The following is a 16581-nucleotide window of genomic DNA, read 5'->3' as shown; positions in this document are numbered from 1 at the left end:
TAATTCTAATATACTTATGAGTATTTTATCGCATTTTTATCAATCAAACCACTAATTAATCTTCTAGTTTCTCCTCATTACCTTCTTTCCAAAGGAAATGATAGGTTCCTTCCAGATCATTGCGTTGGTAAGTATGAGCACCAAAATAATCCCGTTGGGCTTGAATCAAATTAGCCGGCAAAACAGGGGTACGATAAGAATCATAATAAGCAATAGCCGCAGATAATGTAGGTACAGGGATACCCAATTGAACAGCCTTACTTACCACACGTCTCACCGCTCGATGATGTGTGTTCACAATCTTTAAGAAGTATGGATCTAGCATTAAATTCTGTAAATCAGGCTTAGTTTGGAAAGCATCAGTGATATTTTGTAAGAAACCAGCGCGAATAATACAACCAGCTCGCCAGATAGAAGCAATCTCAGCAAATGGTAAGTCCCATTGATAAGTTTCACTCGCTGTCTTAAGTTGAGCAAAGCCTTGAGCATAAGACATTATCTTGGCAAAATATAAAGCATGGCGCAAATCTTCAATAAATGCTGTTCGGTCTTCCTTGGCAATACTTTCTGTCGGCTGGAAAGCTGGAATAAGTTGACTAGCCTGAATTCGCTCTTCTTTTAAAGCTGAGATGAACCGAGCGAAGACAGATTCAGTAATCAAGGACAAAGGTTCACCTAAATCCAAGGCACTCTGAGAAGTCCACTTCCCAGTTCCTTTGTTGCCCGCTTGGTCTTTAATCATATCAACCATGGGTTCTTGACTACGAGGGTCCACTGTCTGCAAGATTTCAGCAGAAATCTCCATCAAGAAGCTATCTAATTCTGCTTGATTCCATTCAGCGAACAAGGTCCCAATTTCTTGAGCAGATAGGTCTAAACCGCGTCGAAGTAAATCGTAAATTTCAGCAATAAGTTGCATATCACCGTATTCAATTCCATTATGGACCATCTTGACATAGTGACCCGCCCCATTTGGGCCAATGTAAGTCACACAAGGACTACCATCTTCAGCTTTGGCAGCAATATCTTTAAGGATGGGGGCTACTAGCTCATAAGCCACTTTCTGACCGCCTGGCATCATTGAAGGACCTAAGCGCGCCCCATCTTCACCCCCAGAAATCCCAGTCCCGATAAAATTAACGCCAGTACTGGCTAACTCTTCACTTCGGCGCATGGTATCTTTAAAGAAGGTATTCCCGCCATCAATAAGAATATCCCCTTCTTCTAAGTAAGGTAAAAGGCTTTCAATCGTAGCATCCGTCGGAGCACCAGCTTTTACCATTAAGATAATCTTTCTTGGTTTTGCTAAACTTTGGGTAAACTCTTCTAATGAATAAGTGGCCAAAAGTTGCTTATCCGGATAAGATGCCACCACATCGTCAGTCTTTGCCCGACTCCGATTAAAAATCGATACAGAATATCCTTTACTTTCAATATTTAAAGCCAAGTTACGACCCATTACGGCCATTCCAATGACACCAATTTCTTGTTTTGCCAAATCATACTCCCCCTTCTCAATGTTACTAGTTTATCAAATTCTTAGCGAAGAATAAAGATAATATCCTGATAAAAGCTTATTTGCTAATTCAAAATGATTTCGTTAAAATATAAGAAATCAAAAAATTTAAGGAGTTATATTTAATGAAGAAAAAATCTAAAATGGACCGAATGACCAAAACATTAGCCATCATTATAATAGTGGTCATCCTAGCTTCAATTGTTGGAAATCTAATCCTCTCTATGTCCTACTAATCTATCATAACAGATTCATGCCTCGAATGCTGGATTCTTTGACAGAATCATTCTATAAACCCGCGGGACACACTTTATTCCAAGGATAAATTCGCATCCAGAACCAGTGTACCGATAAAAAGCCCCAACCATTTTACTTTATACCTGGTAAAGATGGTCTGGGGCTTCTTCCGTCTTGAATGACTTAATTTTTATGACCAATGGGAGGTCGCCAATTTCTATTTAATTAGTATGGACTAATTATAGCAAACTCTTGGTTTTACCGAACCATTGACTAAACCCACCTTTAAGAATGTAGATTGATGAATAACCATTCTTCTTCAAAATATGGGCTGCTCTAGAAGCGTAATTCATATGGTCATCATACAAATAAACTGCTTGGTCTTTACGAATTTCACTAAAGCGCATCTTAAATTGAGAAAAAGGAATATTTCTAGCACCCAAGATATGATTGGCATCAAACTCCGGTGTTTCACGAACGTCGACAACTTGATTCTTACGCATGTTTTCTTGAATCTCGGGCGTATCCACTAACTCAGCTGAATTTCGACGAATAATCCAAAGGTACAACTGATATAAACCATAAGCCAAGACAATTAAGGCTAATAAAACAACTAAGGCATATAATAAATTCATTCTCTAACTCCATTCTGAATTAAATTAACAAGTTGAGCCGCACCCAGCAATCCTGCATCATTTCCTAAACGTGCCAGGACCAGGTCTGTGCTTTCTCTAACTTGAGTAAAACAATACTGATTCATATACTGGTGAGTTCGCTCCAATAAATAAACTCCGGCGTGTGAAACCCCACCGCCCAAGACAATTTTTTGAGGGTTTAGCATATTAGCGATATGGGAACAAGCCAAGCCTAAGTATTGACAGAATTGTTCAACCACCGACTGGGCAAAATGATCGCCCAATTGAGCTTGATCAAAAATATCCTTAGCCGAAACTAGCTGGGCATCATCAATCATCTGTTTAATCTCAGAATCTCCGGCATAAGATTCAGCGAAATGGCGAGCCAAATTGATAATGCCGGTAGCTGAAGCGACTGTTTCTAGACACCCTTTTTTGCCACACGTACATTCAAAGTCCAATTCAGGATCAATGGTAATATGGCCAATCTCCCCGGCTGCGCCGACCGAGCCATGGACTAATTGGTGGTTAATCACGATACCCCCACCAACTCCTGTGCCCAGGGTCACCATGACCACATCGCTTAAACCGTCACCAGCACCTTGCCACTGCTCACCCAGAGCGGCCACGTTCGCATCATTATCCATACAGAAAGGCAAGTCAAAAGCTTGGCTAAAGAGTTCTCTGACTGGCTGAGCCTGAGCCCAGTTAAGATTATAGGCTCCTTCTATCGTACCAGCTGCTTGATCAATCGTGCCTGGCGATCCTAGACCAATGCCTAGGAAATCAGCTTCAGTCATATTGTAGAGTTCTAAGCGATCTTGCAGGCTTTTAATCATATCAGGAACAATGTGTTGTCCCTGATCGAGAATATTGGTAGCGATACTCCATTTTTGTAATATTTCTCCTTGGCCAGATACAATAGCCATCTTGGTAGAAGTTCCCCCTAAATCGATTGCGATAATTTTTTTGGACATCTGATCCCTCCTAAATTACATACTCTGATAACCAAGATATAAAAATAGCATACTGAGTCCAACAAGGAGCAAAAAGGCCAGACCTTTATGAGTCTTGCGGGCTGCTTGTTGAGGCCTTAAGAGAACCACCGTTACCAAAAAGCCAAAGATAGCTCCACCAATATGCCCCCAATTATCAATATCTGGGATTAATAAACCATTGATAATATTTAAGGCGATTAACATAATAAAGTTTCGGGCTCGTTGACGGATCCAAGTCGATTGAGGATAAATATAGGCTAAGGCTACGAAACTCGCAAATAAACCAAAAATACTGGTTGAAGCCCCTGCTGAAATATTGGCTGGATTAAAAGCGAAAGAAGCGAGATTTCCGCCTAACCCAGCTAACAGATAAACCAGGCTAAATTTGAAACTTCCTAAGAGTGGCTCGAGCTCCAAGCCCATAAAATACAGAGAAATCCCATTAAATAGAATATGACTCAGGCCAATATGGATAAAGGCTGCCGTGATTAAACGCCACCATTCCCCTTGAACCAAGATGAGATAATTGAATTTGGCTCCCATTAAGAGTAAGACTCTGGCATCAGTCGTCGTTCCATAAACCACTAGCATATAGAGAAATACTAGAATATTAAGCGCCAAAAAAAGATAGGTCATAATTGGCTTTTTATTTGTGGTGTTCATGAAGACCTTCTCCCTTTCTGGCGACGATTAGCTGATCCACTGCCTGATCATGGTCTTCTACCGGCCAAGCTTCTTGCTGACAAAGTTGAAAATCAAAAGCCAAAGAAAGCGTAGCTAGCTTGGGATGGGCCAACAAGACTCGATCATAATAGCCACCGCCATATCCTAAGCGGAAGCCGGATGCTTGATAAGCTAATCCAGGCACAATCAAAAGATCTAGGTCTGCCAATGAACCTTCTGCAATCTCCTTAGCTGGCTCCATGATCCCCATCTTCGAACTGACTAATTGATCCTCACCCATAAACTTGCGAAAACTTAATTGTCTTTGCTTCTCAACCCGCGGCAAATAGATTTCAATCGCTAGATGATTGAGTTCTTTGATCATCCAGGCCGTATCAATTTCAGGGGCTCGTCCCCAATAGAAACCTAATTTCTTAACTTGCTGTTGAGTAAGTTGGTCTTTTAGTTTTTGATAAAGAATTTCTTCTTGAGCTTGTCTTTCCGCTAAAGGCATTTCCGCTAGCTGATTCAGCATCTTCTTTCTCAAGTCATTTTTACCCATGGACGATCCCTCCCGTCAGAATACCACTATTCTAGCATATAAATCGTCATAAATATATAAATAGCAAAAAACCAGCAAAAATCCGAAGATTTTGCTGGTGGACGATAATCATTAACTATTTCTTAACTTCGCGGTGTAAAGTTACTTTACGTAAACGTGGACAATATTTCTTCATTTCAATCCGATCTGGATTATTACGTTTGTTCTTAGTGGTTAAGTAGTTACGATCGCCACATTCAGTACATTCTAAGTTGATATTAACGCGCATGTCTTTCCCTCCAAACTGAAAAATTTTGTTCACAAAAACAATACTAAAGTAGTATAGCATTTTGACAAGCGTTTGGCTAGCAAAATTTTTAGCTTCTTATAAACAAATTTTTAGCTTCTTATAAAAATTCGACCGATAAAGTTTTTTCTATTAAGAAGACGCATTAGTTAGCAAAATCACTCATTACCAGGCAAGTTTTGAATAGTGGTTGTTTTTATATTGGCACATCTGAATTAGTTTGATAAAATATAGATTAGCAGATTAGAAAGAGGTGTAATAATGGAAATTTGGTTATTAGTAATCATACTATTAATTATTGCTATTATTTGCTTAGTAGCATCCTTATTTACAAAAAATGATAATGACTTGGAAGATTTAGTCAACGAAAATATGATTCAAGTATCGCAAGAACTTAATTCAATTAAGACCCGCCTATCTGAATTAGAAGCCGTTGTCTATCAACCATCTTCACATTCAAGTGCGACAACTTTCCCAGAAGCGAAGGCCAATGATCTTGAAAAAACATTAGTCTTAGATCGAGAAGCCTTGGCTGACCAAGATGAAGTGGTGAATATTAGCGAAGAAAGTCGTCAGACAGTTATTGAAATGTACACTAAAGGATATACTCTGCAAGAAATTCAACAAGAAGTAGGTCTAGATACTTTCACGATCCAATCCTTAGTTGATGACTATATCGAAAATCGTTAGAAAGGAGATTCCCTATGAAAAAGAACACCTATCGCTATCTTGGGATTGGTTTCTTGCTTTCTGCCCTATTAACGGCCGGATTTGAAACCTTAGTCCGGGGTAATCCGCCCCTTGAGGGAATGTCTGTTCAAGCAATTTTCAATAATAATGAAACTGCCTTGAAAGAAAAAGAAAGCGAAATTAGTCAATTAAATGAAGAACAAGCTTCTTTAAACCAAGAAATTAAGACGCTTCAACAAGACAAAGACAAGCTAGAGAAAAGCAACAAAGAAAATCAAGATGAAATCGAATCCCTACAAAAAGCCAATGCCTCATTAGTTAAAGAATATGGCGGAGATACCGATGAATCCACTGATGAAACTACCGATGAAAACAATAGCCAAGAAAATCAAAACAACGGTGAACAAACAGTGACCATCCCTGAAGGTCTAAGTTCGGCTGAAATTGGTCAACTCTTGCTAGATCAAGGAATCATCACGGATGCTCAAGCCTTGCAAGATTTGATTGATACTTGGGAATTGAATGAATATATCCAGGCCAATGACTATCAACTTTCTGCCGATATGTCCCTGGATGAAATCCTCTCAATCATTACCAATGGAGCTTACTATTATTAAGAATATCGTAGTCCTTCATAAGGCGAGACTAAAGAAATAGAATCAGTTTGATCAGCTCAATAATTAAACCGATAATGCTCGAAGTCATGATGACTTTTCAAGCACTATCGGTTTTTTATTTGATGCTTTTTACACTATACAACCTATCGCCTTAGGACAAATTATTGTACCCAGGCATCCGCATCTGGATTAGCTTTAATGTATTCTTGAATTTTCTTGCTGGTAGTATCCTGCATTTCAAAGTATGCATTCATCACTTCATAAGCAATCCGCGTACTTTCACGGCCCCAAGAAGCTTCCTCTAAGTATGGCACAACCACACTAATCGCTATCTCAGGATCATCAAAAGGAGCATAACCTACGTAAGTGGCATTGGTTACTGGTTTATTGGCCTGATATTTAATCGGACCCGCATAGAATGCTTCAGTCGTTCCGGTCTTAGAACCAATCGTAATCGGATAATTTAAGAAGAAATAACGGGCGGTCCCTGCATCTGTATGCGATACTTGACGCATCCCCTCTTGGATTCGACCAATGACTTGTGGATCCAGATTAATTACGTTCAGAATTTTTGGTGGAATGGAAGTTTTCACTTCACCGAGTTCGCCATTGGCATCAGTTCCCCGGATTTCTTTGACCAAACGTGGGGAATAGCGAATACCCCCATTAGCAATGGTGGAAACATATTGGGCCATTTGTAAAGGCGTATATAGGTCAAACTGTCCGTAGGATAAATCGAGGGCCGATACTAATTGATCACTCTCAGGACTAAAACCTTGTGATTCAATCGGTAAGTCAATGCCAGTAGCAGTTCCTAACCCAAATTCAGCTAAGTCATTACGTATAATTTGAATCGTATTTGGTTTAATTAAGAGTGGGCCATTCTCTTCGTGAGAGTTTTGTCCCCCAATCCGCATGGCTAACTTAATCATATAAATGTTGGAAGATTCTTGTAAGGCACGAATATCGTCGATTGGGATCTTACCCGTTCGATTAAATACAGAGGATTTCTCTTGGGAAGCCTGGAATTTCAACGGCTCGTCTATAATGACATTATTATCAAGTGAAATGACCCCTTCTTTATAACCGGTAGCTACCATAGCGGGTTTGATACTTGATCCCATCCCATAAGAGGAACTCATCACCCCTAAAGTATCATCGACAATCTTATCATAGTTATAAGCATCGGTCGCTTCATCATAGGCAAAGCGCTTGCCACTCATGCCTAGAATGTCACCATTTTTAGGGTTAATGGCGACAATATACACTCGGTCATTTAGGCCACGATTAGTCATTTGTTTTAAGGCGTTCTCGGCGATATCATCCAATTTCTTCTGGAAATTGATGTTGGTGGTAAGTACAAGATTATCCCCCTTCTTACCTTCATAAATCATTTGGTTAGAAAGAATGTCATCGGCCGAATTTGTAACAATATTATAAAGTGATTTGGTACCACGCAAGACATCTTCGTATTGTTGCTCGAGATATGAAATCCCTACGCGGTCGTTCATCGCATAACCTTTAGCAATTAAGTTCTTGGCTAATTCACTCGGCAACCCCCGTTGTTCGCTTGAGACTTGGCCAAAGATAGACTTCATCATCTCGCCATTCGGATAGACCCGTTGCCAATCGGTCCCAATACTTACCCCGTGAAGGTTAGCCAATTGTTCAGAGACCCGAGCGACTTCTTCTTGGGTCACATTTTGATTCTTGACGGTGACCGTTGATAAGGCGAAGGCTGAATTCATTTTAGTAAAGAGAGCGACAATCTTTTTCTCAGCATCGGAGAACTGGATATCTTCAGCCGTCACTTTACTTAATTGAGCTTTATAGGCTTCAGAGCCATTTAATAATTTCTCTTCTTTGGAGAGCCGGCCATTAATAACCTTAGGATTCTTGACTAAGAAGTAGTCCTTCATATCGCGTTCAGTAATAGTATTAGTCGGAATATCGATTAATGAAGCCAATTCAGTGGCGGTCTTAATGATATCTTGGGCAGATATTTTAGAATCACGGTCGCGTGTATATAAAATAGCTAATTCCGGTTTATTACCCACCAAGACCTGGCCTCGACTGTCATAAATCATGCCCCGCGGGACCGACCCCGTGGATTGGGTAGATTGGGTGCGCTGGACCATGTTTTTGAACATTTCTCCATTATATAATTGTAAATAGCCTAAACGAATAAACAAGGCTGCAAATACCACAAAAGCAATTAAAAATAGTAAATTTAATCGGCGTGGAATATGAGATTGATATTTATTCTTTTTTGTTTGAAATTGAGCCAAAGTCAATCACTATTCCTTTCTTCTTTTAATCATGAATCATAGTATATCAAATTGCAGGCTATTAGGGTAGCAGACATCTTTGATTTTACCAAATTTTATATTATTATAGACCTTAGTTTGAATCTTAAAAAATGATTTACTTTCTGGAGGCATTATGAAGAAATATTATCCTTATCTGATTGACATTGTCTTATTTACCTTTATATTTCTCCTCATTTGCCTAAGCTTATCAGTCGCCCCCTTTGGTCCCAAAACTTTATTAACCATTGATTTGGGTCAACAATATATTGATTTCTTTGCATTATTTAAAGAAGCTTTCCTCCATGATCATAGTCAATTTATCTATTCTTTCCAAAAAGGATTTGCCGGCGAAACCATTGGGCTATGGACCTATTATTTATTAAGCCCCTTTAATCTTTTATTCTTAGGCTTTAAGGAGATAGACTTTCCGATTGCGGTCACGTTAATCACTTATTTAAAATTACTTACTTGTAGTTTAACCTTTTTATATTTTACTCGGCGGAAATTCAATCTTAGCCTCGCCTATCAACTGAGCTTCGCCCTATTCTATGCCTATAGCTCCTACAATATAGTCTACCTACTAAATATCATGTGGTTAGACGGGATGATTCTCCTACCGATCATTGCCTGGGGCTTGGAACGGTTGATGCTTCATCATGACGGCAAACTATATTATCTTTCCTTAAGCCTGATGCTGATGATCAATTATTATATCGCTTATATGATCTGTCTCTTTCTGATTGGTTATGCTTTATACATCATCTTTGGCCAAGAAGGTAAACTATCCCTGAAAAATTGTGGGCAGCGATTCATTCATTTCGTAGGTAGTTCAATCTTAGCTGCTGGAACGGCCGCCATTATTTTGATCCCAACTGTAAATTCGATTCTGCAGAGTAAGGGACAACATTTCCAAGCTCAATTTGATTGGCAAACGCAGATGAGCCTGGCTGATAGTGTGGCCAAACTGTTTATCGGCGCATTTAACTTCGAAGAGATTAAGACAGGGGCCCCTAATTTATATATAGGTAGCCTACCCCTATTGGCTTTGTTATTATTCTTTAGTCAAAGCACCATCCATTGGCGGAAGAAAGTCAGCGCGGCTTTGTTCATCGGCTTTTACTTGCTCTCTTTTATTTATAATCCTTTAGACTTAATGTGGCACGGCGGCCAATTCCCAATCTGGTATACTTATCGTTTCGCTTTTACCTTAACTTTCTTTGGCTTAGTGTTAGCTCTTACTAGCTTAGAGCAGATTCATCATCAGCAAACATTCAGCCCATTGGTCTTGTCTCTTCTACTCTATAGCTTGTATGCGATGTATTACTATTTCAATTTAAGCCATTACAGCTATTTGTCTAGTGCTAAGATCTTGACTACGTTGATTATTTTTAGCAGTTTTACCCTCTTAGTCTATCTAAATCCTAGCAAAAAAACAGTGATTATCTATCCTTTAATTTTATTAACCTGTCTGGATATTTACGGCAATGCAAGCTTAATCCTATCTGAATTCTCTTATCTTGATCAGGCAAAATTCCAGGATTATGTTCAAGTTTTAGACCGATCAGTTCAGGGTTTAAGAAGTGGCACCCATGATTTCTACCGCATTGACAAAGATTTCATGCGGACCAAGAATGAAGCGTTCTTTGGTCAATACAATGGGCTAGACCATTTCAGCTCTACATTAGAAGCAAAAACTTCCAAACTTTACGGTTATTTAGGTTTAGCTGACGGCTCAGGCTTTGCGACTTATACCAATCCAAATTTATTTCTCGATGACTTCTTTAATATTCGCTATCATATTTTGACCCGTCCTGATTATTTAAAAACAGACCACCCCGGCCAATATGTTATCCACCATGAAGCCAGTAACTTTGACAAAGAAGCCTATCCAGTTATTGATCAACAGGATCGTTATCTGATACGTGAGAATACAAGTCGCTTAGGCTTAGCGATGGAAGTGTCTGCTCGGATCGGCGAAGACTTGACGCCTTTCAAAGACCATCAACCGGTGGCGAATCAAGAATATCTCTTACAATTATTAAATTTCGATCAGCTAGCGCCCCACTTCTTTGAACAAGTGCCTTTGGCCGAGCCAAGCTATGATAATCTGGTCGTCGTCAGTAAAGGTGACGGAGATTATTATACGTATCATAAAAATCGAGCGGATCAAGTAGGAACGATTAATTATCAACTTTCTTTGCCTACAACCGATCCCTATTATTTAAGTCTACCAAGTCAATATGATAATGACGCCGTAAGTCTAAATATTGACGGCCAAGGTCTCAAATATTATCGACCTTATAAGACTCGACAACTGCTTAATATTGCCTATCAAAATAAGCATCCCAATATTGAACTTGCCATCAAATTACATAAAATGCCTTTCAAGGCTAATTTACCTCGGCTTTATCGCCTAAATCTTGAACAATATCAACGGCTAATTAAGCAACGGCAAGCCAATATTTTGCAGATTGATCAGTTTAAACATGATCAGATTCAGGGACATGTGCATATCCAACAAGACCAAGCCTACCTCTTGTTCACGATTCCCTATGACCCAGCTTGGAAAATTTCGGTCGACGGCCAAGAAGTAAAGAGCCAGGCGGTCCTGAATCACACTTTATTAGCTATTCCAATCGAACAAGGGGACCATCAAATATCGATGATTTACCGGCCAAAAGCTCTTTTCTTTGGTATAATGATTTCAATTGCTAGCCTTCTAGTAAGATTTATCTATTTGTATATGACAAGAACTAAAAAAGGATGTAAATAATGACAGATTTATTTCGATTAATTGCTAATAGTCTTAAAGAACCCCGTTTTTATATTGAGGTTCGCCAATTTAAGTTGAGGAAACTTTTTGTGCTCAGTTTAATCCCGATTTTGTTGATGACTTTGAATAGTTACCTTAATTTACAGCCTATTGTGGCCAATATTCAAAATCAAATCTATCAAGTGGGCCAATATGTGCCAGACTTCAACTATGAACAAGGTTATTTAGCCATCAATGAGGCCGATAAACCGCTCTATTATCAATCGGATGATGTTCAAATTGTAATCGATCCAAGTCTCAAGTCCAATCCACTCTTCCATAATATTCCTATGTCCCAAGAAAAGTTCCAACGGATTGATGCGACTAAACGGTTTCAACTGTATTTACTTTACGACCAAGCCTACCTAAGTCTCGATCAAACTGCTTATGATCTAACCGATCCAGCGAAGACTTTCGTCGATCGTGCTCATTTTCTGAAACTTCTAGAGAATTTTAAAGCAAGTTCTTTGATTTTCAAAGCAGTGGTCGGTGTGACAAGTTTCTTATATGCGGTCTTAGCCTATGCAATTATGCTGACCCTACTGACCTTGATGGCTAAAATCTTTAATCGCTTCCTCAACCATCCTTTAGGTTTTAGACCCCGCTTAAAGATTATGATTGCTATTACCCTTGTGCCCCTCATCCTCTTTGAACTCTTAAAGATGATTTGGCCAGCACTGAATTTACCTTTATTCATCTTTGTGCCTTTCATCCTATTCATTTATTTCCAATCCTTTAAGGATTACACCGAATTAGTTCAAGGCTTTATCAAAGTCAGTCAGAAAATTCAGGCCGAACAAGAAAAGTTGGAAACCGACCTGCGCAAGGAAGATGATGACTTCAATCAACTCAAACTTAAACAAGAACAGGTTCAGCAAGAATATCGGACGATTTATCAAAAACATAAACGTAGCCAATCACAACAAGAAAAATCCACCCTTAAAACTCAAATGCAACAACTAGAAATTGAACTCATTCAACTGGAAATTCAAATTCAGGAGTATGTAAACCAATACAAAAAAGACCACCCTGATCAGCAGGATGATTAATAAATTAAAACTAATCTTTATAAGCGGTAATAATCATATTAATTAGCATGAAGATAAAATTATCAAATTCATGACAATCAGCCCTGATAAGTGAGTAAACAGGCTTGCTTATCAGGGATTTTTAATCGTTTTCAAATAGATTAGAAACCGCTTACCAGATACTATTTTATCATTAAGATATAATTAATCATTTAATGATTATTTAGTGCGAATATTAAAATTTTGGCATTGAATAGCTTTAAATCCATGATAAACTATCAGTGTAGGGTGAATCAAGTATACTTTGGATGAAAAGAGGCGACAATGAAAAAATATCAGTTCAATAAGAAGTTTTACCATCATAAAAATAGATTTTTTGTGCTGTTGATGATAATCTTTTTTGTACCAATGGTCATGTATACTAATTACCAATCCATCATTCAAACGATCATTACGATTTATTTCGGCCTTATACTACTCCACTCTCTCTTCAAGATTCTATTTATTGAAGTGAAAGAATAGTCTAAAAATAAAGACCAAGTGTTGACTTTAATGAACCTGTAAGTCAACACTTGGTCTTCTTTTATATTGTCTTATATTTTATGCTTACGCGAACACTTTTGCCAGATCCAGGGGATCAACGGCTTGATGATTGGCATCAAAGGCTCGCATATTACCGCCAGAAATCTCATCAATTAAGAGAATTTGACCTGTTTCTTTATCACGACCAAATTCAAATTTAATATCGAATAAGGTCAAGTCATGCTTGGCTAATTCATCCCGGACAACTTTGGCTGCCACAATGGTTAAGTCACGAATCTCTTGGTAATCTTCCTTGCTTAAAATACCAAGAATGGCTAAGACCTCTGCTGAAATAAAAGGATCTTGCCGTTGGTCATCTTTCAAGGAGATTTCTACATAGGCTGGCAAGTCTTGACCAAATTCAATGTAATCACCATATCGTTTAATAAAACTTCCAGCTGCTTTAAAACGGCAGATGACTTCTAAGCCTTTGCCAAAAATAGATACGGGACGAACATCCATAGTAGGTCCTTGTAAGTCAGTTGCCAGGTAATGTGTCGCAATGCCAGCCGCTTGCATTTTCTCAAAGAAATATTGAGTCAATTGTAAATTCGCTTGACCAGAACCCGCAACTTCTAAACCTACCGCATTCTCACCAGGGTCAAAGACACCATCTTTACCGGTCATACTGTCTTTAAATTTTAAGCGAATGTCGCCAGATTCTAATTGATAGACATCTTTTGTTTTGCCTTGATAGATTTTTTCCATATTTATTTCTCCTTATGATACATGGATTTCATTGTTAATAAGAGTTGATCTGTTTGAAGTAAGGTTTCTAATGATTCAATATCTTCAGCAAGTAAGGTGAAGTGACCCATTTTACGTTGGAACTTAGCTTGGCCCTTGTCATATATATGCACCATGGCTTGAGGGAAATGATCAATAATTTCATCAAGCATAGACATATGTTGACCCATAATATTAATCATCAAGGCTGCTTGTAATAACTTAATGGGTTGGATACTTCGCCCTGTGACTGCCAAGATATGTTGATCAAATTGAGAAAAATTGCAGGCTTCAATACTATAGTGGCCACTATTGTGAGGTCTAGGAGCTATCTCATTGACCAACACTTGATGGTCTTCAGTTACAAAGAACTCTACTCCACAGACGCCCACCAATTTACCTGCTTGGGCAATCTTAGTAGCTGCTTCATGAACAGCTTGAGTCACTGCTACAGGATAGGTCTTACCCACCAGACTAGAGAATAAGACACCTGCTTGATGATCATTCTCACTAATGGGGAAGAGTTCAACCTGCCCGGCTTGATCACGAGATACCATCACCGAAATTTCATAAGCAAAGGGACAATAGGCTTCGATAATGCAACTTTGCTCATTCATAATCGCCTTTAAATCTGCTTCATTTTGTTCTAAATCTGCTGGACTGATCAGGCGAAATTGTCCTTTCCCATCATAGCCAAACCGGCTGGTCTTGATAATCACAGGATAGGATAAGTCTTCAATACCTTGTTGAAGCTGATCCCAATTCTCTGCTTTACGGAAGGGGACTACTTTAACTCCAATACTTTCTAGCCATTCTTTCTCCATCAGACGATGTTGAGAATGAATCAAGAGATCGGTTCCTTGAGGTAATTTATTGGTTTGAGCTAAGTTTTCTAGGATTTGACCATTAATATTCTCAAATTCATAGGTAATGACATCTGCTTCCTTAGCAAAATTTAGAACAGCTGTTTCATCGTCGAAACTTGCAGCTTGTTTCCAGTGAGCTAAAGGAAAGGCACAGGCTTGGGAATTGGGATCATAGACACCTAAGCGGTAGCCCATTTTTTGTCCTGATTGAGCCAACATCTTGCCTAATTGGCCAGCCCCAATAATACCGACACTTTGTCCAGGTAATAATCGTTTACTCATTTAAATCAGCGGTCATCTTTTGAGCCATCTCCTTTTGTTCTTTCATCAATTCTTTTACTCGGTCACGAATAGATGCATCTTGCAGGGCTAAAATTCTCCCTGCCAGAATGCCCGCATTCTTCGCACCAGCTGTGCCAATCGCCATGGTCGCCACGGGAATGCCACCCGGCATTTGGACAATGGAAAGCAGGGAATCTTGACCATTGAGTGTAGATGTCTTCATCGGTACACCAATCACCGGGAGGACCGTATTAGAAGCTACCATACCTGGTAGATGGGCAGCCCCTCCAGCTCCGGCAATAATAACTTGATAACCCTTCTGCTCTGCTTGACTGGCAAATTCTAACATTTCTTCTGGCATGCGGTGGGCTGAGACCACGGCTTTATCATAAGAAATTTGTAATTGATCTAAAATCAGACAAGCTTCACGCATTTGTTTCCAGTCTGAAGAAGATCCCATAATAACAGCAACATCTGCTGACACATTAATCACCTTTCTTTATGTGTTTCTGAGCAATGTCTTTCCGATAGTAAGTTTGATTAATTTGTATTTGATTCAATTTTTGATAGATTTCCTGACTTAAGTTATCGAGCTGGTCACCTGATTGAATCAGCATTAAGATTCTACCGCCCTGGCTGATCAAGGGATAGTCTGGCGAAGATTTCACGCCGGCAAAACGAACTTGAGCCAGAAGATTCTCTGGAATCTGAATTGGCATACCCTTAGGATAGGTCCCTGGATAACCGAGTGCAGCCACAACCACTCCTAAACAATATTCAGGCTTGAGGGTCACCTGGTAGATTTCTTGATTGAGATGGACTTGGAGTAAGTGATAGAAATCATCAACAATTCTTTCAAGGACCACTTGAGTTTCAGGGTCACCAAATCGAGCGTTAAACTCAATCACTTTCGGGCCATCTTTTGTCATCATCAAACCAGTATACAGGATACCCGTATAGCTGATTCCTTCGGCTTTCAAAGCTTGAATCAAGGGCCGGACAATGATTTGATTACATTCTTCCATCAGCGCTTCTTCATCATAACCGGGAACGGGTGAGATTGACCCCATCCCGCCAGTGTTTGGTCCCTTATCGTCATCAAAAGCACGCTTGTAATCTTGAGCTAAGGCCAAAGGAATAATATGATCACCATTCAGCAAAGAAAAGTAAGATAACTCTTCACCTTCTAACAATTCTTCGATGACCAAATCATGGTTTAAATCTTTCATGATATAAGATAAATTGTTCTCAATATCGTCAAGATGGTGGTGGATGTAGACACCTTTTCCAGCAGCCAGGCCATCTTCTTTGACCACTAGACCTGAATTTTGTTGACGAACAAATGCAATCGCTTGATCAAATTCATTGGCTTTAAAGGCTCGATACTCCGCTGTGGGTACTTTGGCTTTGGTTAAGATATCTTTGGCAAAGGTTTTAGAACTTTCCAAGCGCGCTGCTGATTGGCTCGGACCTACAATAGCCAAATCATGTTGACGGAAAGCATCTACAAGACCAATGGCTAAACTTGTTTCAGGACCGACCACGGTTAATTGGATATCTTCTTTGCGAGCAAATTCGACCAAGGCTTCCTTGTCCACCGCTGAGATATCGATGCATTGTATTTTGTGGGCCGAGGGATTAATGGCTAATTCCATACCAGCATTCCCTGGAGCGACAAAGACCTGACTGACCTGTTTGCTTTCAGCTAACTTCAGAGCTAACGCATGTTCCCGGCCCCCGGAACCGATGACTAATACTTTATTCAATGGTGC

Annotated in this window: 15 protein-coding genes; 4 read left to right on the top strand and 11 right to left on the bottom strand. The window is 39.4% G+C overall.

What is annotated here, in order from left to right; translation table 11 throughout:
• Positions 1–55: 55 nt before the first annotated feature.
• From gnd to rpmG, 6 genes are all read right to left on the bottom strand, one after another.
• Positions 56–1498 (bottom strand): NADP-dependent phosphogluconate dehydrogenase, encoded by a 1443-nt coding sequence (gene gnd, locus M0R79_RS04155; RefSeq protein ID WP_248416301.1) that lies wholly within the window; start codon positions 1496–1498, stop codon positions 56–58.
• A gap of 494 nt (positions 1499–1992) precedes the next feature.
• Entirely contained in the window at positions 1993–2388 is a 396-nt protein-coding gene (locus tag M0R79_RS04150; RefSeq protein ID WP_092570059.1) for a rhodanese-like domain-containing protein, read from the bottom strand.
• Complete coding sequence (locus M0R79_RS04145) at positions 2385–3365, bottom strand: ROK family glucokinase (RefSeq protein ID WP_248416303.1); 981 nt, start codon at positions 3363–3365, stop codon at positions 2385–2387. Before M0R79_RS04145 ends, M0R79_RS04150 begins: the two co-directional genes overlap by 4 nt.
• 15 nt (positions 3366–3380) lie before the next feature.
• On the bottom strand, positions 3381–4049 hold the full coding sequence (locus tag M0R79_RS04140) for a rhomboid family intramembrane serine protease (protein ID WP_248416305.1): 669 nt from the start codon (positions 4047–4049) through the stop codon (positions 3381–3383).
• Positions 4033–4611, bottom strand: a complete 579-nt coding sequence (locus M0R79_RS04135; RefSeq protein ID WP_248416307.1) for a 5-formyltetrahydrofolate cyclo-ligase — start codon at positions 4609–4611, stop codon at positions 4033–4035. Before M0R79_RS04135 ends, M0R79_RS04140 begins: the two co-directional genes overlap by 17 nt.
• A 115-nt stretch (positions 4612–4726) precedes the next feature.
• A complete protein-coding gene (gene rpmG / locus M0R79_RS04130) occupies positions 4727–4879 on the bottom strand; it encodes a 50S ribosomal protein L33 (RefSeq protein WP_092570067.1) in 153 nt (50 codons plus the stop codon).
• A 279-nt stretch (positions 4880–5158) separates the two neighbouring features.
• Between rpmG and M0R79_RS04125 the strand changes: the two genes are divergently transcribed.
• Complete coding sequence (locus M0R79_RS04125; protein ID WP_248416309.1) at positions 5159–5587, top strand: hypothetical protein; 429 nt, start codon at positions 5159–5161, stop codon at positions 5585–5587.
• A gap of 14 nt (positions 5588–5601) precedes the next feature.
• On the top strand, positions 5602–6204 hold the full coding sequence (locus M0R79_RS04120) for a hypothetical protein (protein WP_248416311.1): 603 nt from the start codon (positions 5602–5604) through the stop codon (positions 6202–6204).
• Positions 6205–6365: 161 nt separating this feature from the next.
• Here the strand turns inward: M0R79_RS04120 and M0R79_RS04115 are convergent, their stop codons facing one another.
• Positions 6366–8498 carry a peptidoglycan D,D-transpeptidase FtsI family protein gene (locus M0R79_RS04115; RefSeq protein WP_248416313.1) on the bottom strand — a complete coding sequence of 711 codons (2133 nt, stop codon included), beginning with the start codon at positions 8496–8498 and terminating at the stop codon, positions 6366–6368.
• 148 nt (positions 8499–8646) lie between these two features.
• Between M0R79_RS04115 and M0R79_RS04110 the strand changes: the two genes are divergently transcribed.
• Together M0R79_RS04110 and M0R79_RS04105 are read left to right on the top strand one after the other, a co-directional pair.
• On the top strand, positions 8647–11286 hold the full coding sequence (locus tag M0R79_RS04110; protein WP_248416314.1) for a YfhO family protein: 2640 nt from the start codon (positions 8647–8649) through the stop codon (positions 11284–11286).
• Entirely contained in the window at positions 11286–12374 is a 1089-nt protein-coding gene (locus M0R79_RS04105) for a DUF1189 family protein (protein ID WP_248416316.1), read from the top strand. The genes M0R79_RS04110 and M0R79_RS04105 overlap by 1 nt, the downstream gene beginning before the upstream one ends.
• A 585-nt stretch (positions 12375–12959) precedes the next feature.
• Here the strand turns inward: M0R79_RS04105 and M0R79_RS04100 are convergent.
• Genes M0R79_RS04100 through purD form a run of 4 tightly spaced genes read right to left on the bottom strand, consistent with a single transcriptional unit; the run spans position 12960 to position 16575 of the window.
• Positions 12960–13643 (bottom strand): phosphoribosylaminoimidazolesuccinocarboxamide synthase, encoded by a 684-nt coding sequence (locus M0R79_RS04100; RefSeq protein WP_248416318.1) that lies wholly within the window; start codon positions 13641–13643, stop codon positions 12960–12962.
• 2 nt (positions 13644–13645) lie between these two features.
• Positions 13646–14809, bottom strand: coding sequence for a 5-(carboxyamino)imidazole ribonucleotide synthase (purK, locus tag M0R79_RS04095; RefSeq protein ID WP_248416320.1), 1164 nt, complete (start codon positions 14807–14809; stop codon positions 13646–13648).
• On the bottom strand, positions 14802–15269 hold the full coding sequence (gene purE, locus M0R79_RS04090) for a 5-(carboxyamino)imidazole ribonucleotide mutase (protein ID WP_092570299.1): 468 nt from the start codon (positions 15267–15269) through the stop codon (positions 14802–14804). The genes purK and purE overlap by 8 nt, the downstream gene beginning before the upstream one ends.
• 25 nt (positions 15270–15294) lie before the next feature.
• Positions 15295–16575 carry a phosphoribosylamine--glycine ligase gene (purD, locus tag M0R79_RS04085; protein WP_092570081.1) on the bottom strand — a complete coding sequence of 427 codons (1281 nt, stop codon included), beginning with the start codon at positions 16573–16575 and terminating at the stop codon, positions 15295–15297.
• Positions 16576–16581 lie beyond the last annotated feature (6 nt).

The organism is Ignavigranum ruoffiae, from assembly GCF_023195815.2.
Taxonomy (GTDB): Bacteria; Bacillota; Bacilli; order Lactobacillales; family Aerococcaceae; genus Ignavigranum; species Ignavigranum ruoffiae.
Note: the sequence above shows the minus strand (reverse complement) of the source record. Positions and strands in the feature narration are given on the sequence as shown.

Coding starts and splice junctions, on each gene's coding strand:
- M0R79_RS04150 (WP_092570059.1), bottom strand. CDS start 2,388: ATGAATTTATTATATGCCTTAGTTGTTTTATTAGCCTTAATTGTCTTG.
- M0R79_RS04145 (WP_248416303.1), bottom strand. CDS start 3,365: ATGTCCAAAAAAATTATCGCAATCGATTTAGGGGGAACTTCTACCAAG.
- M0R79_RS04140 (WP_248416305.1), bottom strand. CDS start 4,049: ATGAACACCACAAATAAAAAGCCAATTATGACCTATCTTTTTTTGGCG.
- M0R79_RS04135 (WP_248416307.1), bottom strand. CDS start 4,611: ATGGGTAAAAATGACTTGAGAAAGAAGATGCTGAATCAGCTAGCGGAA.
- rpmG (WP_092570067.1), bottom strand. CDS start 4,879: ATGCGCGTTAATATCAACTTAGAATGTACTGAATGTGGCGATCGTAAC.
- M0R79_RS04125 (WP_248416309.1), top strand. CDS start 5,159: ATGGAAATTTGGTTATTAGTAATCATACTATTAATTATTGCTATTATT.
- M0R79_RS04120 (WP_248416311.1), top strand. CDS start 5,602: ATGAAAAAGAACACCTATCGCTATCTTGGGATTGGTTTCTTGCTTTCT.
- M0R79_RS04110 (WP_248416314.1), top strand. CDS start 8,647: ATGAAGAAATATTATCCTTATCTGATTGACATTGTCTTATTTACCTTT.
- M0R79_RS04105 (WP_248416316.1), top strand. CDS start 11,286: ATGACAGATTTATTTCGATTAATTGCTAATAGTCTTAAAGAACCCCGT.
- M0R79_RS04100 (WP_248416318.1), bottom strand. CDS start 13,643: ATGGAAAAAATCTATCAAGGCAAAACAAAAGATGTCTATCAATTAGAA.
- purK (WP_248416320.1), bottom strand. CDS start 14,809: ATGAGTAAACGATTATTACCTGGACAAAGTGTCGGTATTATTGGGGCT.
- purE (WP_092570299.1), bottom strand. CDS start 15,269: ATGGGATCTTCTTCAGACTGGAAACAAATGCGTGAAGCTTGTCTGATT.